The sequence below is a fragment of the Hyphomicrobium denitrificans ATCC 51888 genome, assembly GCF_000143145.1.
Taxonomy (GTDB): domain Bacteria; phylum Pseudomonadota; class Alphaproteobacteria; order Rhizobiales; family Hyphomicrobiaceae; genus Hyphomicrobium_B; species Hyphomicrobium_B denitrificans.
Genome location: NC_014313.1, coordinates 1510033 through 1529888 on the forward strand (window position 1 = coordinate 1510033; position 19856 = coordinate 1529888).

At 61.1% G+C, this 19856-nt stretch carries 24 protein-coding genes; 13 read left to right on the forward strand and 11 right to left on the reverse strand.

The genetic code is table 11. The annotated features are described in order from the left end of the window. Positions 1-177: 177 nt before the first annotated feature. Together pqqA and kdsA are read left to right on the forward strand one after the other, a co-directional pair. Complete coding sequence (pqqA, locus tag HDEN_RS07175; RefSeq protein ID WP_015597947.1) at positions 178-267, forward strand: pyrroloquinoline quinone precursor peptide PqqA; 90 nt, start codon at positions 178-180, stop codon at positions 265-267. A gap of 117 nt (positions 268-384) precedes the next feature. Then, a complete protein-coding gene (gene kdsA, locus HDEN_RS07180) occupies positions 385-1248 on the forward strand; it encodes a 3-deoxy-8-phosphooctulonate synthase (RefSeq protein WP_041921927.1) in 864 nt (287 codons plus the stop codon). A 170-nt stretch (positions 1249-1418) separates the two neighbouring features. Here the strand turns inward: kdsA and HDEN_RS07185 are convergent, their stop codons facing one another. The 6 genes from HDEN_RS07185 to HDEN_RS07215 all read right to left on the reverse strand — a co-directional run bounded on the left by HDEN_RS07185 (position 1419) and on the right by HDEN_RS07215 (position 6924). Continuing rightward, positions 1419-1661 carry a hypothetical protein gene (locus HDEN_RS07185; protein WP_013215483.1) on the reverse strand — a complete coding sequence of 81 codons (243 nt, stop codon included), beginning with the start codon at positions 1659-1661 and terminating at the stop codon, positions 1419-1421. A 424-nt stretch (positions 1662-2085) separates the two neighbouring features. Further along, positions 2086-2766 carry a hypothetical protein gene (locus HDEN_RS07195; RefSeq protein ID WP_013215484.1) on the reverse strand — a complete coding sequence of 227 codons (681 nt, stop codon included), beginning with the start codon at positions 2764-2766 and terminating at the stop codon, positions 2086-2088. An 11-nt stretch (positions 2767-2777) separates the two neighbouring features. Beyond that, positions 2778-3788 carry an ABC transporter permease gene (locus tag HDEN_RS07200; protein ID WP_013215485.1) on the reverse strand — a complete coding sequence of 337 codons (1011 nt, stop codon included), beginning with the start codon at positions 3786-3788 and terminating at the stop codon, positions 2778-2780. Continuing rightward, the gene (locus HDEN_RS07205) at positions 3788-4585 is read right to left on the reverse strand and encodes an ABC transporter ATP-binding protein (RefSeq protein WP_013215486.1); all 798 of its coding nucleotides are present in this window, start codon (positions 4583-4585) and stop codon (positions 3788-3790) included. Before HDEN_RS07205 ends, HDEN_RS07200 begins: the two co-directional genes overlap by 1 nt. Before the next feature lie 30 nt (positions 4586-4615). Further along, complete coding sequence (locus HDEN_RS07210) at positions 4616-5599, reverse strand: PQQ-dependent catabolism-associated beta-propeller protein (RefSeq protein WP_013215487.1); 984 nt, start codon at positions 5597-5599, stop codon at positions 4616-4618. Positions 5600-5667: 68 nt separating this feature from the next. After that, complete coding sequence (locus tag HDEN_RS07215) at positions 5668-6924, reverse strand: ABC transporter substrate-binding protein (RefSeq protein ID WP_013215488.1); 1257 nt, start codon at positions 6922-6924, stop codon at positions 5668-5670. Positions 6925-7286: 362 nt separating this feature from the next. On the opposite strand from HDEN_RS07215, the gene HDEN_RS07220 reads away from it, so the two are divergent. The 10 genes from HDEN_RS07220 (at position 7287) to HDEN_RS07265 (ending at position 14286) form a co-directional block, all read left to right on the forward strand. Continuing rightward, positions 7287-7793 carry a DUF3280 domain-containing protein gene (locus HDEN_RS07220; RefSeq protein WP_013215489.1) on the forward strand — a complete coding sequence of 169 codons (507 nt, stop codon included), beginning with the start codon at positions 7287-7289 and terminating at the stop codon, positions 7791-7793. Continuing rightward, on the forward strand, positions 7790-8770 hold the full coding sequence (locus tag HDEN_RS07225; RefSeq protein ID WP_013215490.1) for an ABC transporter substrate-binding protein: 981 nt from the start codon (positions 7790-7792) through the stop codon (positions 8768-8770). The genes HDEN_RS07220 and HDEN_RS07225 overlap by 4 nt, the downstream gene beginning before the upstream one ends. After that, on the forward strand, positions 8733-9542 hold the full coding sequence (locus HDEN_RS07230; RefSeq protein WP_013215491.1) for an ABC transporter permease: 810 nt from the start codon (positions 8733-8735) through the stop codon (positions 9540-9542). The genes HDEN_RS07225 and HDEN_RS07230 overlap by 38 nt, the downstream gene beginning before the upstream one ends. Further along, the gene (locus tag HDEN_RS07235) at positions 9539-10270 is read left to right on the forward strand and encodes an ABC transporter ATP-binding protein (RefSeq protein WP_013215492.1); all 732 of its coding nucleotides are present in this window, start codon (positions 9539-9541) and stop codon (positions 10268-10270) included. The genes HDEN_RS07230 and HDEN_RS07235 overlap by 4 nt, the downstream gene beginning before the upstream one ends. Positions 10271-10310: 40 nt before the next feature. Then, entirely contained in the window at positions 10311-11048 is a 738-nt protein-coding gene (locus tag HDEN_RS07240; protein ID WP_013215493.1) for a (5-formylfuran-3-yl)methyl phosphate synthase, read from the forward strand. Further along, a complete protein-coding gene (locus HDEN_RS07245; RefSeq protein WP_013215494.1) occupies positions 11045-11506 on the forward strand; it encodes a dihydroneopterin aldolase in 462 nt (153 codons plus the stop codon). The genes HDEN_RS07240 and HDEN_RS07245 overlap by 4 nt, the downstream gene beginning before the upstream one ends. Beyond that, on the forward strand, positions 11499-12113 hold the full coding sequence (locus HDEN_RS07250) for an amino acid kinase family protein (RefSeq protein WP_013215495.1): 615 nt from the start codon (positions 11499-11501) through the stop codon (positions 12111-12113). Before HDEN_RS07245 ends, HDEN_RS07250 begins: the two co-directional genes overlap by 8 nt. Beyond that, positions 12113-12700, forward strand: coding sequence for a DUF447 domain-containing protein (locus HDEN_RS07255; RefSeq protein WP_013215496.1), 588 nt, complete (start codon positions 12113-12115; stop codon positions 12698-12700). Before HDEN_RS07250 ends, HDEN_RS07255 begins: the two co-directional genes overlap by 1 nt. Beyond that, positions 12697-13878: a class I SAM-dependent methyltransferase gene (locus tag HDEN_RS07260; protein WP_013215497.1), complete on the forward strand. Its 1182-nt coding sequence runs from the start codon at positions 12697-12699 to the stop codon at positions 13876-13878. The genes HDEN_RS07255 and HDEN_RS07260 overlap by 4 nt, the downstream gene beginning before the upstream one ends. A gap of 126 nt (positions 13879-14004) precedes the next feature. After that, positions 14005-14286: a PepSY domain-containing protein gene (locus tag HDEN_RS07265; protein ID WP_013215498.1), complete on the forward strand. Its 282-nt coding sequence runs from the start codon at positions 14005-14007 to the stop codon at positions 14284-14286. Positions 14287-14346: 60 nt separating this feature from the next. On the opposite strand, the gene HDEN_RS07270 is transcribed toward HDEN_RS07265, so the two are convergent. Next, entirely contained in the window at positions 14347-15360 is a 1014-nt protein-coding gene (locus tag HDEN_RS07270) for a hydantoinase/oxoprolinase family protein (protein ID WP_013215499.1), read from the reverse strand. Between the two features lie 58 nt (positions 15361-15418). On the opposite strand from HDEN_RS07270, the gene HDEN_RS07275 reads away from it, so the two are divergent. Beyond that, the gene (locus HDEN_RS07275; RefSeq protein WP_013215500.1) at positions 15419-16126 is read left to right on the forward strand and encodes a HisA/HisF-related TIM barrel protein; all 708 of its coding nucleotides are present in this window, start codon (positions 15419-15421) and stop codon (positions 16124-16126) included. A 180-nt stretch (positions 16127-16306) separates the two neighbouring features. Here HDEN_RS07275 and fae read toward each other — a convergent pair whose 3' ends face one another. The 4 genes from fae to mch all read right to left on the reverse strand — a co-directional run bounded on the left by fae (position 16307) and on the right by mch (position 19839). Further along, the gene (gene fae / locus HDEN_RS07280; RefSeq protein WP_013215501.1) at positions 16307-16819 is read right to left on the reverse strand and encodes a formaldehyde-activating enzyme; all 513 of its coding nucleotides are present in this window, start codon (positions 16817-16819) and stop codon (positions 16307-16309) included. A 230-nt stretch (positions 16820-17049) separates the two neighbouring features. After that, positions 17050-17910, reverse strand: a complete 861-nt coding sequence (locus HDEN_RS07285; RefSeq protein ID WP_013215502.1) for a triphosphoribosyl-dephospho-CoA synthase — start codon at positions 17908-17910, stop codon at positions 17050-17052. Continuing rightward, complete coding sequence (locus HDEN_RS07290; RefSeq protein ID WP_013215503.1) at positions 17907-18890, reverse strand: ATP-grasp domain-containing protein; 984 nt, start codon at positions 18888-18890, stop codon at positions 17907-17909. The genes HDEN_RS07285 and HDEN_RS07290 overlap by 4 nt, the downstream gene beginning before the upstream one ends. Continuing rightward, positions 18874-19839, reverse strand: coding sequence for a methenyltetrahydromethanopterin cyclohydrolase (mch, locus tag HDEN_RS07295; RefSeq protein WP_013215504.1), 966 nt, complete (start codon positions 19837-19839; stop codon positions 18874-18876). Before mch ends, HDEN_RS07290 begins: the two co-directional genes overlap by 17 nt. Between the last annotated feature and the right edge of the window lie 17 nt (positions 19840-19856).

Below are 19856 nucleotides of genomic sequence, written 5' to 3' on the forward strand. Positions count from 1 at the left end.
CATCACCCTCTTCATCGCTTGCGCGATCTAACTATATGAAATGCTATAACAGTTCGCGATTTCGTGATCACGAAAAGTTTGAACGCCGTTAGTGAAAAGAGATTGGTGTTTTATAGGTTAGCTCACTAAGTACATTCGCAACAGGAACAACCTGTCGAATACCGAGGAGGACACACCATGAAAGTCTGGACGAAACCGGCAGTTCGCGAGCAGGAAGTTGGTCTCGAAGTCACGAGCTATCTCCCGGCTGAGATCGATCTGATCTAACGAATTCGAACCACACGGTTCCTAGAACGGCGGCCCAATCGGCCGCCGTTTTTGTTTATGCGGGATGACGTGCGTGCAGGGCTCGCGGCGCCGCGTCCGGGTCGCTATAAACCTCTCATGACACATCATGAAACGCTGAAGCCAGCGTCGCAGGTTCGCGCAGGCAACGTCCTCTTCGCCAACGATGCTCCAATCTCGGTGCTCGCCGGGCCTTGCCAGATGGAAAGCCGGGCGCATGCCCTGGAGACGGCGGCGGCTCTGGCCGAGGCTGCAAAGAACCTCGGGATCGGTCTCGTCTACAAATCATCCTTCGACAAGGCGAACCGGACTTCGCTTTCCGGGCGTCGTGGCATCGGCTTGGACGCGGCGCTGCCGATATTCGCGGAGATCCGTGAGCGTTTCGGATTGCCGGTTGTGACCGACGTGCACGAGACGGAGCAATGCGCACGCGTTGCGGAAGTCGTGGATGTTCTGCAGATCCCCGCGTTTCTATGCCGGCAGACGGACCTGCTGATCGCCGCCGCCACGACGGGCCGCGTCATCAAGATCAAGAAGGGTCAGTTTCTCGCGCCCTGGGACATGAAGAACGTCGTCGCGAAAGTCACCGGTTCGGGAAATCCAAACGTGCTGGTCACCGAACGCGGCTCGAGCTTCGGCTATAACACGCTCGTCGTCGACATGCGGGCGTTGCCGCAGATGGCGGAGACGGGCGCGCCGGTCATTTTCGATGCGACGCATGCGGTGCAGCAGCCGGGCGGGCAGGGGACATCGTCGGGCGGTGACAGACGGTTCGTGCCCGTGCTGGCGCGTGCGGCGGTTGCGGCGGGCGTGGCGGGTCTTTTCATCGAGACGCATCCGGACCCGGACCATGCGCCGTCCGATGGACCCAACATGGTGCCGCTCAAGGATTTCGCAGCGCTCATCTCTGAGCTTCAGGCGATCGATCGGGTCGTGAAGAAAAAGAGCGCGAGCCAGGCTTGAGGACTCGCGCTTGTTTCGTGCCTGAGCGATCGTCTGCGCAGGCGATTTAGGGCGTGGCGCGGATCGACGGGCATTCGCAGCGCTACGAATGCTTTCGCTAATTCCCTCGCGCCAGTTGGAGGTCGTCGTGACCAGTGTGAAGCCGCGACGGCTGGCGCGAGTCTTTGGCTTTAGATTTTCGCAGACCAGAACTTGATTGCCAGCCGGTCGACTTGAGACTTGCTGGTGAGGGCATCGAATTGCGTACTGTTCGCGACGACGATGCCGGCGGTGCAGGCATGGCCTGCGCAGGCGAGCAGCGGCGCGGACTTTCCAACGTTGATGGCGGCAATCGCCATCGACGTCATCAACAGGCTCATTGTCGAGAAGCAGGAAACGTAGGCAAGGGCACGCGAAACAATTTCGTATTGCATCTGTCAACCTCACAAAACGCGAAACAGGGAAGACGACACATCGCTTGCAGTTTCGATCTGGGGGCCGGGAGAGGCGCGGATCGAATGCATTCAAGGTATGTCAACCTTGGTTAAGGGCGCGTTAAGGCTAACGAGGCGTGAAGATTTTTTTCGAGTCGATGAGTGTGGATTGAAACGCGTGTGCGTCGGCGGTCAGCGGATAGCACGTCGCGTGGATGGCCGCCTGCGCGGCCATGACGAAAGTGGACAGCTATCCGCCCTCATCCTTCTACGCTTTAGGGCGGCTCCGCCGGGAAACGTCTGGCATCCGCCCACACAAAAACACCGTCATGGCCGCGCAGGCGGCCATCCACGGCATTGATGGGGAACGCGCGATCAGGCCGTGTCGTGCGATGCAGCTGCTGCTGGATGTACTGAGGAAGCGTTAGCTCTTCATCTCGGCGCGGATGGCGCGGGCGATCTCGCCTGCGCGCTCATCGATCAACTGCGGGATTTCGCAGGCGATCGGAATGTTGGCCTGCTTTTCCTGGAAGGTGCGGATTTCCCACTTGTACTTTTCCACCGCATCCGACGCGCGACCGGCAACACCAACGTCAGATCCCGGATCTTCCGCGGCGGCCTGTTCTTCCGGCTGAATCTCTAACGCTTCTTTCTCGATCTCTTTAGAGCGCTCGACCTGACGCTTATGGAATTTCTCGATGCCGCTCATGACGGTCTTCCGGTCGTCGTTCGTGCGCGCCAGCACAGCGGAGAACAATTCAGTCAGCTTTGCATCCCGCTGATCCTCGGGAAGTCCCGCCGCGTATTTCTTGATCGCGGTGTCGACTTCGTCGGATTTCACCCGGCGCGAAATGACGAATTGCGAGAGCTTTCTAATCGCGTCGTCTTTGTGCCAGCTCGTCGTATCGGTGATTTCGGGGCCGTCCCAGATCATCGCGGCGGTGAGTTGCGGCACCTTGCGATAGATGCACGGCCACTCATCTTTTTTGACTTCGGGTTTGGCATCCTCTGCAAACGACGGAGCGGAGATCAGAGCGACGGACGCCATCGCGGCCAGGCCCGGCAACGACCATCCGGCCAATTTCGAAATGAAGTTCGTGATCATATCGCACCTCATCATGCTGGACCGCCCGGTCCGCCCCGACGAGCAATCAAGCCCTTCGAGGGATTGTAGGCAAACACCGCCGCGCCGAGGAAAATCACCGTGCAGGCGACGACGATGGCAAGCGAAATCGTGTCGATCTGTCCGTACAGCGCGAAGCGGACCAGTTCAACCGCGTAGGTGAAAGGATTGAGGCGGCAGATTTCGTAAAGAAGCGGGCTCGCCTCGCGAATGCGCCAAAGAGGGTAGAGAGCGGACGATGCGAAGAACATCGGGAAGATGACGAAGTTCATCACGCCCGCGAAGTTTTCGAGTTGCTTGATGACCGATGAAATGAACAGCGCCAGGGCGCCAAGCATCAGGCCTCCGAGCACGATCGCCGGGACGACGGCGATGTAGCCGAGGGCAGGCTGAAGGAAGTCCGGAACCGAGAACAGCGTGTAGACGATCGGGTCGCCCATCGCCGGGATCACGTTGCCAGCCCAACTTGGCGGATCGAAGAAGGTGAAGAGCTTCACTTCCGTGATCGGCGGCGGCTGGATGCCCCACCAATAGGCGACGAACAGGAAGGCAAAGGCTTGCAGCAAGGCAACCGAAACGCCGCCGAGAAGCTTCGACAGCAACAGGAAGGAGCGCGGGAACGGACTGACGAGCAGGGTTCGCATCGTGCCCGTTTCGCGGTCGTAGACCATCGACAGCGACGACTGCATCGCGTTGAAAAGCAGGATCATCGCGATCAAGCCCGGAGCGATGAATTCCTCATAGAGGACGTAAGTTTCATAGGGCGGAATGATCGACACACCGAGCGTCTGGCGAAACCCGGCCGCAAAAATAAACAGCCAGATCAGCGGGCGCACGAGTGCTGAGAGGAAGCGTTCGCGCTGGTGTAGGTAGCGAAGAATTTCGCGCCAGACGATGCCCTTGAAGCAGGCCACATAGCCGCTGATGCCGAGGCGGCGGCGCGCGGCGAAATTCGTCTCCGCGAGGCTTTCGGATGCTGCGGTCGAAAAGGCGGACGTTGCCATCAAGCGGCCTCCTCGAACGGAGCCTTGGTACCGGTGATAGCGCGAAACGCCTCGCGCACGCTGCTGGTGCCAGTTTGCGAGAGAAGTTGCGGAACACCGCCGCTGAAAAGAACGACGCCTTTATGCAGGACGATGACCTGGTCCGTGCGCAGGACTTCGTCCATGAGATGCGTCGCCCATAGTACGCCCAGGTGTTCCCTGGCCACGAGATCGCGGACGATTTTGATGACGCCCTCGCGCGAGCCGAGGTCGAGGCCGACTGTCGGCTCGTCGAGCAAGAGCAAGTCAGGCCGATGCATCATCGAGCGGGCGATCTCGACGCGGCGGAGCTGGCCGCCCGAGAGAGCGCGGACTTTTTCATTGCCGCGATCTGCGAGGCCGACGAGTTCGAGTGCGAGGCGCGCGCGTTCCGTTGCCTCGCGATTGGAAAAGCCGTGCAGCGCGGCGTGATATTTCAGATTCTGCGTCAGCGTCAGATCGATGTCGAGCGTGCGGCTTTGAAAGACGACGCCTAAGCGCTGCAAGGCCTGCGAGGGCTTGCGACGCACGTCGTAGCCGCAGATTTCGATCTCGCCGGTGACGTTGTCGTAGAGGCGGGTGATGAGCGAGAACAGCGTCGATTTTCCGGCGCCGTTCAGTCCCAGAAGCATGACGAACGCGCCGGGCTCCACGGTCAGCGAGACGTTGTCGAGGACTTTCTTGTCGCCGAAACTATGGCTGACGCCGTCGACGACGAGCGCCGGCGTCCGGCTGGTGTCAGCCGAAGCCGGTTTCGGATCTGCCATTGTCGTCGTCATCTGTTCTCGCAATCCGTTTGAAAGTCCCAATCAGTCCGGCGATATCACGACGCCCCAGGGATAGCGTCCGACCTTGATCGACTTGATCGCCTTCTGATTGGCAACGTCGATCACCGTCACATCGTTCGAAGCACCGTTTGTCGTGAACAGCTGTTTCCCGTCGGGCGTGAAATACATCTGCCAGACGCGTTGGCCTACAAGAATGTATTTCAAAACTTTGAGAGTGGCGGTGTCGACGACGGCCACGCGGTTGGCCGGGCCGAGCGCGACGAACGCGATTTTGTCGTCCTTGGTGATGCGCACGCCGACCGGCTGGATGGCTTCTTTCGTGATGCCGGGAATGTCGAACGTGACTTTGCCGATGATCTTGCGGTCGGCCGGGTTGATGACCGTGACGGTGCCGCCGACCTCGGAGGACACCCAGAGCTGCGTCTGCGTATGATTGAATATCGCGACGCGCGGGCGGCTATCGACGAGAACGTTGTCGAACGTCTCGTGCTTCGTCGTGTCGATGAAGTGGGCCATGTTCGTCGTCTCCGACGTGTTGACCAGCACTTTGCCGTCGGGGCTCATGCCCATGCCTTCCGGCTCGACGCCGACGGGGATCTCGGTGATGACCTGCGAGGTGTGGATGTCGACGACGGTAACGAGATTGTCGTCCTCGTTGGCAACGTAGAGGCGATTGCCGTCGGGATGCAGGGTCAAAAGTTCCGGATCGGGGCCGGATGGCAGCGACTTGACGTATTCGAGCGTCTTGGCGTCGTAGACTTTCACGTCATTGTCGTCGCTCGTGCAGATGATGATCCATTTGCCGTCATTCGACATCACGATGCCGCGCGGGCGCTGGCCCACCTTGACCGTCTTGATGACTTCGAGCTTGTCGGTGTCGATGACGCTGACCGTGTTGTCCTTTTCATTCGTGATGTAGGCGGTGTAGGCGTCGGCAGTGCTCGTGCCCGAGGCGATGGCGGCCGCCGACAGGAACGCCGTAAAAATCGCTGAAGATCGCGACATCGCTAGTCTCCGAAGATTACGTGGGGGATTGAGCTGCCGTTGCTTACCGGGTTCTGCTGGCATCGGCATCATTGCGTGTAGGCTTTGCACTTGGTTTCCGGCTTATCGTATCCGAGCGTGTCCAGAACACTGGTTTGATGCAGGAAGCCTACTTGCGGCGAGACGCTGACGGGTAGCTTCGCCGTACCGATAATCAGCGGCTCGCGCAGTTGTCCGTTCCAGGTCCGGAAGCTTGTCGCAACGCCTTTGAATGCAGCAACCTCGAAATCCGGCGACTTGATGAAGGCGCGCAGCGTTTCGAAATCGCCTGCATGCTTGCGAGTTGCGGCTTCGCCGATCGCACGTGTCGCGACCCATGCATCGTAGTCGATGTTTCGCATCAGGCGGCTGTTCAGCTTGCGGAAGCGATGCTGGAATTGCGTGCCGCCCCAGAACTCGAGCGCCGGATGCCAACTCGCCGCCGTCAATCCGGCAGAGCCAGCGATGGGCCGCGGGACCCAGGTCCGGAAGGGAAAGTAATCGGCGAAAAGATGCTTTTCGTCGGCGATAATGATGACGTCGTGATCCTTGGCGTTCTGCAGGAACGTCGGGATCTGTTGCTGAACCTGCTCATAGCCACCGTCGGCGCGGCGGCTGCCGGTGTCCTGCTTGAACTCGAGTTCCTGGACGATCTTGCCGCCAAACTTCTTGGCCGAGCGCCGGTAGGCGTCAGCCAGGAGTTTGTCTTCCGGCGTTGGTCCGTAGACGAGCAGCCAATTGCGCCATTGCTTCCAGACGAGATATTGCGCGAGCGCGTCGGTCAGCATCGATCGCGTCGGTGCGATGTGAAGGACGTTGGCGCGGCAATCCTCTTCGCGAAGCCGGTCGTCCGGATTGCCGACGTTGAAGATCAGGGCATTCTTGCCCTTCAAGGCATCGGCAAATTTCAGCAGAGCGTCGGGTTCCATGTCGGCGATGATGAAGTTGTCGCCGGCGTCGATCTTTTCCGTCGCGCCCTTGATCAGATCGTCGACGCTGCCGTTCAGCACGTCGAGCTTGTAGGCCTGGTTGAGGAAGCGGCCGGTGGTATTGTTGTCGGCGATCGCGAGCTTGGCTCCGGCGACGCCGTCGTCGGCGGCCGGGAGATCGAGCATCGAAAGCGGCAGTTCGTCTTCGGTACGATCCTGCTTGGCGTATAGGATGGAGATCGTGATCTTTTTCTTCTCGGAAGCGTTCGTGTTGGCGGTTTCGGATTGCGCGGCTGGCGTGGCGGCCGAAGGCGCCGGCTGCGGGGCAGTATCCTGAGCAAAGGCGGGGGACGCGAGGGCCGCGCATCCGACGAACATGCTGGAGATAGCGGTTGTCCAGGGACGCGACCGTTGAGCAGAGCAGACTGGGCGCAAAGGCAATGATCCAACTCCAGTATAGCTTTTGGACAAGCAATCGCGGACCGGACGGCCGACCGGTCCCGGGGGTTCTAGGTGTTACTGTATTACCTTAAAAGGGGGTGTCTCGTCGGCTTGTCAAGGCGGAGCCGTTTGGCTCGCGCGTTTGTGACCGGGCGTTTTTGCCAAAGTCCGAAGGAACCTCTTGCAATATCGTCGGGGTAACGAGCACGTAAGAGACGGCGCGCTTCGGCCGAGCGCAATTGTTCACTCCATGGGCTAGCATCCTCGCCGGCTCGAAATCGAAATGGACCGAAACGCCCATGTTTCAGAGGATTCTGTTTGCTTTCGCCGTGGTGTTGCTGGCGACCCCGGCGGTGGCTGCCACCAAGGCTGCGGTGTTCCCGTTCGACTTCCACGATGCGCAGCAGGACGGCGAAATGTTCCCGCAGAATGATCCCGAAGACTTGCGGCGCCTACAACTCGTATCCGACGAGCTGAGATCGTTGATGCAGAAGGATGAGCGTTTCGACGTCGTCGATCTGTCATCGAAGGCAAAGGAAATCGATGCCGCGTCGCCGTTCTATAAGTGTGACGGCTGCGAAGCGCCGATCGCCAAGGACGCAGGCGCCGATATTGCGGTGACGGGCTACGTCGACAAGCTTTCGAGCGCCGCGCTCAATTTGCAGATCATCGTGCGCGACGCGGCGACAGGACAGCCGACGAAAACCATGTCGGCGGCAATCAGCGGCAACACCGACGATATGTGGCTGCGCGGCGTGCGTTATCTTTGGAAGAACCGTTTCAACGCCGAGGCCGAACAGAAATGATCGATCTCACTCGCCGTCAAGCTCTTGGCGCTGGGCTTGCGCTGTCCGCGACTTCGATGTTTCCGCGTCTGGCTCGAGCATCGGTGCCGGTGCGGCTGACATCGGTCAAGTTCGGCTCGGTGAGCTGGCTCATCGATACCTTGCGCGCAGAAGGCATCGACAAGAAGCACGGGCTCGATCTCGATGTCGTCGAAGTCGCGAACAATGCGGCGGCGCCGATCGCTCTCCTCTCCGGTAGTGCCGACGTCATCGTCAGCGATTGGACCTGGGCGTTGCGGCAGCGCGCCAAGGGCGACGATCTGAAATTTGCCCCTTATTCCGCCGCGCTCGGCAGCCTGATGGTGCCCAAGGACAGTCCGATCAAGTCCTTCGGTGATCTCGTCGGGAAGAAGATCGGCGTCGCGGGGACGGGCATCGACAAGAGCTGGATTTTACTTCGCGCCTATTCGCGCAAGGTGATCGGCAAGGATATCGCAAACGTCGCTGAGCCCGTTTTTGGTGCAGCGCCGCTCGTCACGGCTGAGTTCAAAGGTGGACGCCTGGATGCTGTCTTGAATTTCTGGACGTACGCTGCACGTCTGCGTGCCGATGGCGCGCGGGAAGTTCTTTCGATGGCGGATGTGGTCAAAGGCTTGGGCATCAGTCCGACGCCCGCGCTTGTCGGGTTCATCTGGTCTGAAAAGGCGGTGGCGAAAAAGAGCGTGCCCGTTGACGTTCTTTTGAACGCCGTTGCCGATGCGAATGAGGTACTGGCAAAGTCGGACGCCGCATGGGAGCGACTGCGGCCGTTGATCAAGCCGGCCTCGGACGCCGAACTCGTTGCGATTCGCGACTACTACAGGTCCGGAATCACCGGAGCATGGCGACCGGAAGAGACGGCGGCAGCCGAAAAGCTGACCAACCTTCTCATCGAACTTGGAGATGCGGAACTCGTAGGCGATGGCACCCGTTTCGACCAGCACCTCTTCCATACCTAGGCCGGCGCGCGCGCTCGGCTTCAATTCGACAATCGAGCGCTTTGCCTGGATGGCGGGATCGCTGCTGGTCCTCGGTCTCTTCTGGCATGTGCTCGCGGTCGTCCTTCAGAACAGATATCTGCCGACGCCGGTCGCCGTCTTCGACATCATGATGCGGGAAGCGGAGAGCGGCGAGCTTTGGAAGCATACGTCGGCGACGCTCGCGCGTGTCGCGATCGCCTTCATCTTCTCGATGTTCATCGGAACGGCGATCGGGCTCGCGCTCGGCAAATATAAAACCGCGGACAAGTTTTTCGATGCGTGGCTGACGCTGTTTCTGAATCTGCCCGCGCTCGTCACGATTACGCTCTGCTACATCTGGTTCGGGCTGACGGATGTCGCGGCCATCGTCGCAGTCGCGTTGAACAAGATCCCGAATGTCGCGGTCAATATGCGGGAAGGTGCGCGCAGCCTTTCGAAAGACCTCGCCGAGATGGCGGCAATGTACAAATTCGGAAGCTGGAAGACGCTCCGGCACGTGACGCTGCCGCAGCTGGCGCCGTTCTTTGCGGCCGCCGCGCGATCGGGCTTGTCGCTCGTGTGGAAGATCGTGCTGGTCGTCGAAGCCTTCGGGCGTTCAAATGGCGTCGGCTATCGGTTGGCGATTGCGTTCCAGGAATTCGACGTCGGCACGATCCTGGCCTATGCGCTGGCGTTCATTCTGATTGTGCAGATCATCGAGTTTACGATTTTGCAGCCGCTGCAAGCACGGGTGAGCGCATGGCGGCGATGAACGGCAAAGATGCAAGCGGCGCAATCCGCGTCGCGGTCAAGCGCAAGATTTTTCCGGCAGTCGGTGATCGCGAAGCGCAACTCGTGCTGCAGGATATCGCGTTCGAGGTTGCGCCGCGCTCGTTCCTCGTCATCACGGGACCGTCGGGCTGCGGGAAGTCGACGCTGCTCAATATCATCGCAGGTCTCGACAGGGACTATGAAGGCGCGATCGATCTCGGGCCTGCGAAAGACGGTGTGACGTTCATCTTTCAGACGCCGCGGTTGCTGCCCTGGCGGACGCTTTACGAGAACATCGCGCTGGCGCTTCCGGACGGCGATCCTCGGCACGCTGAGATCCCCGCGATGCTGGACCGCGTCGGGCTGCGCGAAGCGCAGAACGCCTATCCCGAGATGCTGTCGCTCGGCATGCAGCGGCGCGCGGCGCTGGCGCGGGGGTTCATTCTCGAGCCCAAGATCCTGCTGATGGACGAGCCCTTCGTGTCGCTCGACGATCCGACGGCGGCGAGCCTCAGAGAACTGTTAATGGATCTCTGGCGACGGCACCCGACGACGGTCATTTTCGTCACCCATGACCGCTCCGAGGCAATACAACTCGGGACGCGCATCTTGCGCCTCGCGCCGGGACAGGCGAGTGTCGCCCAGGATGTGGCCGTGGCCCTGACGGATGCTCAGCGCCATGACCGGGCTGCGGTGCTCCAGGAGCAGAGCCGCATCTTCGCCATCTGATCTCCCTCGGATCTGCGATTTCATACTCTCGGACGATCGAATGATTGATAATTTGAAAGGGCGGCGTCCCGCCTTTCTGGCGAGCGTGACGAGCGCCGCTGAAGCGAGCCTGGTGCTTGCCGGTGGCGCCGGCGTGATCGATTGCAAGGACCCGTCGGCGGGCGCGTTGGGCGCGCTTCCCGAAGCTGTGGTTCGCGAGATCGTGGAAGCGGTCTCCGGCCGGCTGCCGGTTAGTGCGACTGTCGGCGATCTTCCGCCTCAGCCGAGCGCTCTCGTTGAAGCTGTTGAGCATATGGCCGCGACCGGCGTCGAGATCGTGAAAGTCGGATTTTTCGGCGATGACGATGCGCGACCGGCGATCTCGGCTCTCGGGAAGGCGAAGCTCGGGCGCGCAAGGCTTGTCGCGGTGCTGATGGCCGATCAGGCTCCGGACTTCGATCTCATTCCGCATTTCGCTGCGAACGGTTTTGCAGGCGTGATGCTCGACACCGCGAACAAGGCGGCTGGGCGTTTGCCGACGGTGCTGCCCGCTAGCGAGCTTTCAAAGTTCGTTCTGCTGGCGCGGAAATCCGGATTGATGTCGGGCCTTGCCGGGTCGCTCAGGCTGGAGGACATCGCGCCGCTCGCAAGCCTCGGTTCGGATGTGCTGGGCTTCCGCGGCGCGCTGTGTGAAACGGGCCGTTCGAGCAAGCTCGATCCGGCGCGTGTCGCTGCTGTCCGGCTTGAAATCAACCGTGTACAAACGATCGAAACGGCACGGGAGAAGTCCGTAGCATGACGGAAAAGAAAAAAGCGGCCAAGCCCGCGCGCGACGACAAGGCGGCAAAGCTCAAGCGTGCGGCCGCCAAAACGCGGCAGATCGGCGACAGCATTTTCGTGCGCGACTTCATCGTTGATTGCAATGTCGGCGTCTACGCCGAGGAGCAGGGCGTCACGCAGCGTGTGCGCTTCACCGTCGACGCACGATTGGCGCGCGACGTGTTCACGGTCGACGACAACATGGCCGACGTGCCGTCTTACGCCGACATCATCGACTTCATCGTGGCGTTGGCGCGTGCGGGCCATATCAACCTCGTCGAGACGTTTGCAGAGCGCATCGCGGAGCACGTCCTTTCCGACAAACGCATCATCGCGGTGCGCGTGATGCTCGAAAAGCTGGAGCGCGGTCCGCTGCGCGGCGTCGAGATCATCCGTCCCGCGACACGGGACGCGGCGCGCGAGTTTGGCCGTGGCTGAGAGGTCGGCGGACACTGTCTCGCCGCTTGTCGTGAAAGTGGGTGGAAGTCTCGCTGAAACGGGACGTATGCCTGCCGCGCTCTCCTTGATCGCAGCGGCGCGCGTTCCGGTCGTCGTCGTTCCGGGCGGCGGTCCGTTTGCCGACAGCATTCGTGCATTGCAGCCGACGATGAAATTCGGCGAAGCGCTGGCGCATCGATTGGCGATGCTGGCGATGCATCAGATGGCCGAGCTGATCGTCGCGCAGAATGATCGTTTCACTGTTGTGCAATCGCTGGCTGAGATTTCCGATGCGGTGCGCGACGGCAAAGTGCCCGTCTGGGCGCCGCTGCGCATGATTGCGGGCGATGCCGCCGTTCCGGCGGGATGGATGGCGACGTCGGATACGCTTGCCGCTCGGCTTGCGGAGCTTCTTGGCGCGCCTCTCGTGCTTCTCAAATCCGTCGACGTTGAAGAGGGTGGCAGCCTCGATGACTTGGCGGCACGCGGCGTGGTCGATCCGGTGATGCCGTCGATCGTTGCGCGCGGCAGCCTTTCGTGGTCCATTTTCGGGCCTTCGGATGAGGCGCGGTTCCGCGCGCTTCTCGCGGGCGAAGGAGAGCGCTGATGCCGCGCATCGTCGAGACGATCATCACGACAACCGATGCATCGGGCGAAGCGTACATCGCGCCGCTTGGGCTGATCGAGGACGGGGCGCATTGGATTATCGCGCCGTTCAAGCCGTCGCGGACGCTCGAGAATTTGAGAGCCCATCCCTTCGCGGTTGCGAGTCATACGGATGACGTGCGCGTTTTCGCCGGTGGTGTGACAGGGCGGAAGCTCTGGCCACTCACAGCCGCGACGACGATCAAGGGGCATCGCCTTGCCGATTGCGTGTCGCATTGGGAATTGAAGATCGAGCGCTTTATCGAAGACGAGCAACGGCCGCGCTTTGCGTGCGCCATCGTGCATCAAGAGACGCATAAGGTCTGGGAAGGATTCAACCGCGCGCAGGCTGCGGTTCTAGAATTGGCGGTGCTAACGACGCGGCTCAACATGCTGCCGTCCGAGAAAGTCGAGAACGAGCTCAAGTATCTCGAAATCGCGATCGCGAAGACCGCCGGTCCACGCGAGGAAGAGGCCTGGGAATGGCTGATGGAAAAAATCAATGCCTGGCGGCAGGCACGTTTCGATAAGTCGCCCGAACCCCGATGACGCGCAAAGATCCCCAGAAAGCCGAGTTCATTGCGGCGCTTGCCGCAGCGCTCGAAGGCAAGACGTTCATCAAGCTGACGCTTGGAAAATTTCGCGGCGAGGGCGAGGCGAGCAAAGCCGTCGCGACGCTCGTTGCCTTGAAGGACGTGCCGCATCTGAAGCTCGTCACAAGCTTCGCGCGCAAGGACGATACCAAGACGTTCTCGATCAACGACGGCATCAATGCCGTCAAAGTGCTCATCGGGGAAACATACCTCAGCGCGACGTTGTTCTCGGCGGAACGCGACGTGACGCTGACGTACAGCAAAAAGCGCGAACCGCATCTGACGTCCGGCAAGCCGACATTGAAGCCAACCGAACCCGTCGCGCATGATCGGAGCAAGTCGTATCTCGTTCCGCCGGATCGGCCCTATCTCAAGGCGCTGCAGGTTTCGGATGCGGAAGGTCGCGTCAAGCCGACGATGCAGGGCAAGTATCGCCAGATCTGCCGCTTCATTGAAATCTTCGATGGATTGCTGAAGGAAGGCAAACGGGATGGTGCGCAGACGCCGTTATCGATCCTCGATATCGGATCGGGGAAAGGCTACCTGACGTTCGCGCTTTACGATCACCTGACGACGGCGCTTGGACAAGATTGCCGGATGACCGGCATCGAGGTGCGCAGCGATCTCGTCAAGCTGTGCAACGAGCTTGCGCGTGCGTTGAAGTTTTCGGGTCTTTCGTTCGATGCGGTTGAGGCGCAGCAGAAGCGGGCCGCCGCCGATGTCGTCATTGCGCTGCATGCCTGCGATACGGCGACCGACGACGCCTTGGCGCTCGGTATCGGCGCCGACGCGAAAATGATCCTCGTGGCGCCGTGCTGTCAGCATGAACTCGCGCCGCAGATCAACGATGCGCATGCAGGACTTGCGGGCATCATTAAGTATCCGCTGCTGAAGCAGCGTCAGGCCGATCTCGTCACGGACGCGGCGCGGGCACTTTTGCTCGAAGCGTCGGGATACAAGGTCAAGGTGATCGAGTTTGTCTCGACTGAGCACACCGCAAAAAATATTCTCATTGCCGCGACCAGATCGGCGAGCGTCAATCGCGATCGTGCCAAGCGCCAGTATCAGGAGCTGAAGCGCGCCACGGGGTTCGTAACGCAGCACTTGGTGGCGCAACTTAAGGGTGTCGAATGATCGCAAGTGTACCGATGGGATATTGTCTCACGCCGCGCTTGGGGTCATGACTCGGGAACCATGCTGCGCTGCAACGGTTGTCAGCATGCCCTCCCGACCAGAATTTCCAGAAGAAGGTAGAGTTTGATGATTGAAGTCTCTCGCTTTGCGCGCCGGGCATTCGCAGTCGCCGCCATGGCGTTCGCGATGTCGGCCCCCGTTCTCGCGGGCCACGACGTGGTGCGGGACGATCCGGGTGTCGTTTCCGAACGCCTGAATCGCATGGGATTCATTTCCTGGCGCTACGTCAAATGGGACCACGGCTACTGGAAGATCGAAGATGCGCGCCGTGAAAACGGCCATCGTTATGATCTGAAGCTGGAAGCCGGCACGTTCGACATCGTGCATTTGAAGCGCGATCGCGACTAAGCGAAGCTCGCGCGACTTCATCGACGGCCGCGGCAGTCACTGCTGCGGCCGTTTTTGTTTTCAGCTGGTCTTGCTTTGCAGCAATGCGACGGAAACGGCGGGCGCACACCGCGTCGCCCAGATGCGAATATCCTCAGGAGCATCTATCAACGTACCGAAATCGGTGACGGGCAAATTCAGCCGCGATGCGATTTGCGCGATAACCGGCGCGCCGATACCCGCAGAGATGACCGCATTCGTCATGAGGCCGGGACGCGAGAGAACCTGCAGCACGCCGTCGTGGATCGAGCGCAACTGACGCTCGGCGATATATGCGGCGGACGCGCGCCACGTCGCCAGATGGCGGATGTCGGCATCACGACCGAAGCCGCGCGCGAACCGCGCGAGACTTTCCGGCACTGATTTGCCGCGCTCGTCGGCGGTTCCGTGCACATCGACGTCGTCTGCGAGTTCGCCGAGGATGCGCCGCACGTCCGCCATCGTCGCGAAGGTGTCGCGCGCCAAGCCTTGCCATTGCCCTGCCAGCGGCGCACGTGTCGCGACGGACGGCACCGGTGTTCGCGTCAAGCCAGTGTAAACAAGCTCTCCGGTTTGCAGACGCTCGGCATCGCTCAAGCCCTGCGGGCGGTCGCAAGCGACGATGTCGGTCGTCGTCGATCCGAAATCGATCAGCAATGCGTGCGGCTGCCGCTCGGCGATGAGGCGCGCGGTCGCGAGGAAGTTTGCGGATGCGACGGAGAGCGGATCGCCGCGCGCCGCCTGCACGTCGGTGAAGCCTTTGAGCCCGGTGAAGATCCGGAGTTCACCGGAAATGCGTTGGCGCAGTTGCTCGAGCAGGGCGACGACGCCGTCTTCGCGGCTCGCAAAAATTTCGGTCAGCTCGGCCGTCATCGTGACGGCGTGGATCGTCGCATCGCTGACAATCGGAGCGGCGCTTGCGAGCGCGGCATCGAGTCGATCGAGGCCCTGCCATAGCGGGCATGCGATCTGCCGGACTGCGGCGAGACGGCCGTTTTCGATACGCGCAACTTTCAAGTGTGCGCCACCGACATCATAACCGGCGACAATCGTCATATCGTCTTCACCTCGCCATTCGACCCCGTGATACACTCAATTGGCGAGGAGGCAAGCAGTGGACATCATTCCGGTTATCGACGTGTCGCGAGGCAAGGTCGTACGTGCGATCCAGGGGAAACGCGCGGCGTATCTTCCGATCGAAACACCGTTGGCGGCGACGTCCGAGCCCGGCGACGTCGCGCGCGGCTTGAGGTCGCTCTATCCGTTCCGCAGGGCCTATGTCGCCGATCTCGATGGCATCGAAGGGCGCGGGCGAAACACGCATCTCGTTCCGGAACTCAGCCAGGCCTTGCCGAATACCGAGCTTTGGATCGATGCGGGAACGGGATCGAGAAGCGCGGCGCGCGCTGTTCTCGCGGCGCCGGTCGCGACGCTGGTCGTCGGTTCGGAAAGCCTCGAGAGCGTTCGCGCGTGGCACGAGATTTCGGCGGAGGCTCCGGGCCGCACCGTGCTGTCTCTCGATTTTCGCGGCGACGAATTCATGGGACCAGAGGCGCTGTTGGCCGACGCCGCGCTCTGGCCGACGCGCGTGATCGTCATGACGCTCGATCGGATTGCGAGCGAGGGCGGACCGAATATCGCGCTTCTCGAAACGATCGCGGCGCGTGCAGGCGGGCGGCGCGTCTATGCGGCGGGCGGCATTCGTAGTCTCGAAGATCTCGCGCGCATCGGCAAGGCAGGCGCCGCCGGAGCGCTCGTCGCGTCGATCCTGCATGCGCAAAAAATTTCGGCCGGCGACCTCAAAGAGATCGCCGGCCGGTAGAACTTCGATTAAGCGGCAGCCGCTCCAGCGAACCATTAACCGCGGTACGATGCGGCTTCGGTTCTCATCTTAACCGCTGTAACGGCCTGAGAGCAGTCTACCCAATCGCTGCAGCAGACCCCCCTTCATGGGAGGGGCAGAGTTATTATTGTTTTCGACCTGCTGAGGACGGTTTCCGCTTCAAGTCTTCGCACCGAACGGATGCTGGACCGAGTTGCGCTGAGCGGTCGCTTCAGCAGCGGTCGGCTTGCCAGCGACGGCGCGTGCGATCGACTCTTTCACGGCGCGATAGTTGTAGTCCTGGATCTTCGCGTCGTCGGCAGCTTCCCAGTGGATGAAGACGCCAACGGCGATGTAGAGATCGTCGGCTTCAGCGGCCGGGATCACGCCCTCGGCAACCGAGTCCTGAACGGCCTTGGCGACACCGTACTGTGCCGGTCCGAACATCTGAACGGCCTGACGCGCGTCCTTGATGGTGACCTTGTTGTAAAGGATCGTGTTCGGCTTGCAGGGGAGGTTCGGCGCGATAACGGCGAGAAGCGTCGTGAAGCCGTCCTTGTTGTTGGTCAGCGCGTTGCAGAATGCCGTTTCGGCTGCCGAGCCGCGCGGCCCGATGATGAGATCGATGTGAGCAACTTCGTTGCCGTCGCCGACGAGCGACTCGCCGACCATCACTTTGTTGATTTTGGCCATAAGGGGGGTTCCTCCCACGAATGAAACGATACGAGCTCCAACTCTCCCCCGTCAGATGCCGGGACTTTGCTGAACTGCTCGGGCGATGAATATCCATGAACGTCGGTGCCCAGGTGTCATGAGTACCAGCGCCAGCCGCAATGGATAGGCCCGTAAAGCTTACGGACACGGGCCTGTATTAGCCTCAGGTTATAGACCGAGACAAGTCCTTTAGTAGGAGTTTGCGACGTTCACGCAGGTTTCTGGCCGATTAGCCCTGCGACGAAGAGCGTGGCCACCACAAAATCCGCGGTCGTGCCCGGATTGCGGCCCTTTGATTTCATTATTGCGTCGAATTCTATTAAAGGCGTCATCGATTTCGCAGACGCAACAGGAGACCAATACGCTTTCAATGCGCGCGCTTGTTCGCGGATTTCCTCCGCAGCGGCGGCTCCGTATTTGCGAGCAATATGAGTGTCCGGAAATTCCGCGAGCAACGACATATGCAACGTCGTGACCGCAAGATCGGAATCGATCGCAACTCGCCGGGCATCCTGAAAAACAGGTAGCGCAAAATCGAAAATGTCGGAGTACGCGGTGACGTACGCATTGGCGATGCGATCGCGTTCGGCCGCGAGATACATCGCCTTGATTAAAGTCAATCGATCGGGGTTATCGCGAACATCTCCCTCGTCGACGTGTCCAAGCCCGGCAGGATTGGCGATGCGGATCGCCGCGAACGCGTCGGTCGCATCCTGTTCGTCGAGCGCGGCGAGGATCATGTCGAGGCGGCGGCGCAGGCCGATGGCGAATGTCGTTTCGCTCGCCGCTTTGGCGAGCGGCGCGCTGAGAAGCACGATACCGAGGTTGGTGTTGAGGCCGGTGGCGGCGACGCTCGCTTCGGTCGCGCGCAATATGCGTTTCCCGACGCTCAGGGATGGATCGGCGATTGGTCCGGCGGCAGCTTCGGCGGCGCGTTCGAAATGCGCGACGTCCATGCCGTGCCCGGCCGAGTGTCGATGAACATTGCCTGGCTTCAGGGCGTCGAGTTCGGCGCGGCAGGCTGCGAGGAACGCGGAGGAAATTTGCTCTGGATTTAAAGCCGTCGTCATGATGCGGCGGCGAGCGCAACCGGCGCGCCAAGGCCGAGCGCTGCGCGATGGGCAATGACGGTTTTCAGGAAGTCTTCGGCGATCGCCCACGCGATGTTGACGTCGGCGACGCTCTGCAATCCTCGCCAGGCGGGATTGGAATTGACTTCGAGAACCTGTAGTTCGCCGTCGGGCGTGCGGATCAGATCGATGCCGGCGTAATCGGCATCGACGGCACGCATGGCCGCCATCGAGATCGCCGCCATTTCCTCGTCGGGAAGATACGCGCGCGCCTTGCCGCCCTGATGGATGTTCGTCACCCAGTTCGTTCCGCGACGGGTCATTGCCGCGATGATGCGATGACGGCTGGCGAGCACGCGCCAGTCTTCGAAGATGCCGTCCTTCGGCGCGATGTAGTCCTGCATGTAGTACATCTGGTCGACGGCTTCGGGCGCCGGCAGTTCACTCTGCGAGGAGATCATGCCGATGCCTTTGCCCTGGCTGCCGAACAACGGCTTCATGACCAGCGGGCGATCGAGGCCTTCGGTATATTCAAGCGCATGAGGAAGCGTTTCGCAGACGCGCGTTCTGGGCGTCGCTACGCCGTGCTTGTGCAGCAGAAAAGTCGTCTGGGATTTGTCGACGCAACGTTCAATCGCGCGGGCGTCGTTCCAGACGCGGACGCCGCTTTCGCGCAGCGCGTGCAGAAGTCCCAAGCGAAAGGTGATCTGCTCCAGCGTTCCCGCTGAAATCGAGCGGACGAACACGCCGTCGGGCAAGCGGCCTTTGAAGCCCGGAATGTCGATGCCGCTTTCGAGCCCGGTGTCGAACGCGCAATGGGGAAGCGAGGAAACGGTGACGCGCGCGCCCATGGTTTCGAGCGAGCGCACGATGCGGCGCGCGTGCCATTCGCCCCGCCCTTCCTCAATCAGAAGGGCGAGGTGGAGACCATCGCCTGGACCTCCCGAAGGATCAGGCTTTATCTCAGCGGAAGCTCGCATCGACGATCTCCGGCGCCAGCTTGCCCGCGTGGAAGGAGTTGCCGGTTTCGACATTCGAGACGATGACCTGGGCCGGCGAGAACAGCATCGGATCGATCTTGTAGAAGTCGCCGTTGACGTCAGCGAAGATCTCGGCGAACGGCTTGCCGTAGGCGCTGCAGGTGTTCGACGGAAGATTGTCGGCGAGGCGCTTGGCGTCGCTGTCTGGGCCTTTGACGAAGAGATGAATGCGGCCACCGTAGATGATGGCGTCGTTCGTGCGGCCCATCGCCTTGACGAAATCGGGGAAGGGCGGAGCGATCGGCGTGGTGCCGGTGCCGTCGAGAATGTTCTCGAGCGGGAAGTGCAGAGCGTGCGCCTTGTGGATAGCAACTTCGAGCACCCGCGCGGCGATCTGCACGGTGCCTGCAAGGCTCCACGTCGTTGCGTAGAGGATCGACAGGCCCTTCGGATCGATGCCGCAGTGCTTCGAGATATGTTCGATGGCCGCTGCTGGCGGAGCCTTGTCGCCCTCGATGACGAGCGCCGTCTGCGGATTGCTGTCGATGTAGCCGAGTTCTTTGTAGAGTTCCTCGACGCGCGAAAGAGCGCGCGCCGGACCGGAACCAAGTGCGAAGAAACCCGACGCCTCGTCCGTGATCGTCCAGCCTGCGTACTGGCTTCCGAGGCAGGCGATGACCGGATGATTGGAACTGACGACGACGCCGAGCGGCCAATTCGTCAGACCAGAGGATTGCGTGAAGGCAACGGTGCCGAGTCCGCCCATGCAGACTTCGCCGAGACGACGTCCGGCTTCCAAGCCTCCGACGACGTTGGCGCCGAGATCGATGATGCGTTCGCCGTGGCTTCCGGTTGAAACGGAAATGCGGAGCGCGTCGGCGTCGGCGACCATCGCGTCTACGAGCTTGGCGGCGCGCGCGGACACGCTCGGTTGTTTAGCATGTTGCATTATCGGGATGCTCCGGT

Coding starts and splice junctions, on each gene's coding strand:
- HDEN_RS07245 (WP_013215494.1), top strand. CDS start 11,045: ATGACGGAAAAGAAAAAAGCGGCCAAGCCCGCGCGCGACGACAAGGCG.
- HDEN_RS07225 (WP_013215490.1), top strand. CDS start 7,790: ATGATCGATCTCACTCGCCGTCAAGCTCTTGGCGCTGGGCTTGCGCTG.
- mch (WP_013215504.1), bottom strand. CDS start 19,839: ATGCAACATGCTAAACAACCGAGCGTGTCCGCGCGCGCCGCCAAGCTC.
- kdsA (WP_041921927.1), top strand. CDS start 385: ATGACACATCATGAAACGCTGAAGCCAGCGTCGCAGGTTCGCGCAGGC.
- HDEN_RS07205 (WP_013215486.1), bottom strand. CDS start 4,585: ATGACGACGACAATGGCAGATCCGAAACCGGCTTCGGCTGACACCAGC.
- fae (WP_013215501.1), bottom strand. CDS start 16,819: ATGGCCAAAATCAACAAAGTGATGGTCGGCGAGTCGCTCGTCGGCGAC.
- HDEN_RS07195 (WP_013215484.1), bottom strand. CDS start 2,766: ATGATCACGAACTTCATTTCGAAATTGGCCGGATGGTCGTTGCCGGGC.
- HDEN_RS07185 (WP_013215483.1), bottom strand. CDS start 1,661: ATGCAATACGAAATTGTTTCGCGTGCCCTTGCCTACGTTTCCTGCTTC.
- HDEN_RS07240 (WP_013215493.1), top strand. CDS start 10,311: ATGATTGATAATTTGAAAGGGCGGCGTCCCGCCTTTCTGGCGAGCGTG.
- HDEN_RS07230 (WP_013215491.1), top strand. CDS start 8,733: ATGGCACCCGTTTCGACCAGCACCTCTTCCATACCTAGGCCGGCGCGC.
- HDEN_RS07290 (WP_013215503.1), bottom strand. CDS start 18,890: ATGCGAGCTTCCGCTGAGATAAAGCCTGATCCTTCGGGAGGTCCAGGC.
- HDEN_RS07285 (WP_013215502.1), bottom strand. CDS start 17,910: ATGACGACGGCTTTAAATCCAGAGCAAATTTCCTCCGCGTTCCTCGCA.
- pqqA (WP_015597947.1), top strand. CDS start 178: ATGAAAGTCTGGACGAAACCGGCAGTTCGCGAGCAGGAAGTTGGTCTC.
- HDEN_RS07270 (WP_013215499.1), bottom strand. CDS start 15,360: ATGACGATTGTCGCCGGTTATGATGTCGGTGGCGCACACTTGAAAGTT.
- HDEN_RS07255 (WP_013215496.1), top strand. CDS start 12,113: ATGCCGCGCATCGTCGAGACGATCATCACGACAACCGATGCATCGGGC.
- HDEN_RS07210 (WP_013215487.1), bottom strand. CDS start 5,599: ATGTCGCGATCTTCAGCGATTTTTACGGCGTTCCTGTCGGCGGCCGCC.
- HDEN_RS07220 (WP_013215489.1), top strand. CDS start 7,287: ATGTTTCAGAGGATTCTGTTTGCTTTCGCCGTGGTGTTGCTGGCGACC.
- HDEN_RS07200 (WP_013215485.1), bottom strand. CDS start 3,788: ATGGCAACGTCCGCCTTTTCGACCGCAGCATCCGAAAGCCTCGCGGAG.
- HDEN_RS07235 (WP_013215492.1), top strand. CDS start 9,539: ATGAACGGCAAAGATGCAAGCGGCGCAATCCGCGTCGCGGTCAAGCGC.
- HDEN_RS07215 (WP_013215488.1), bottom strand. CDS start 6,924: ATGTTCGTCGGATGCGCGGCCCTCGCGTCCCCCGCCTTTGCTCAGGAT.
- HDEN_RS07265 (WP_013215498.1), top strand. CDS start 14,005: ATGATTGAAGTCTCTCGCTTTGCGCGCCGGGCATTCGCAGTCGCCGCC.
- HDEN_RS07260 (WP_013215497.1), top strand. CDS start 12,697: ATGACGCGCAAAGATCCCCAGAAAGCCGAGTTCATTGCGGCGCTTGCC.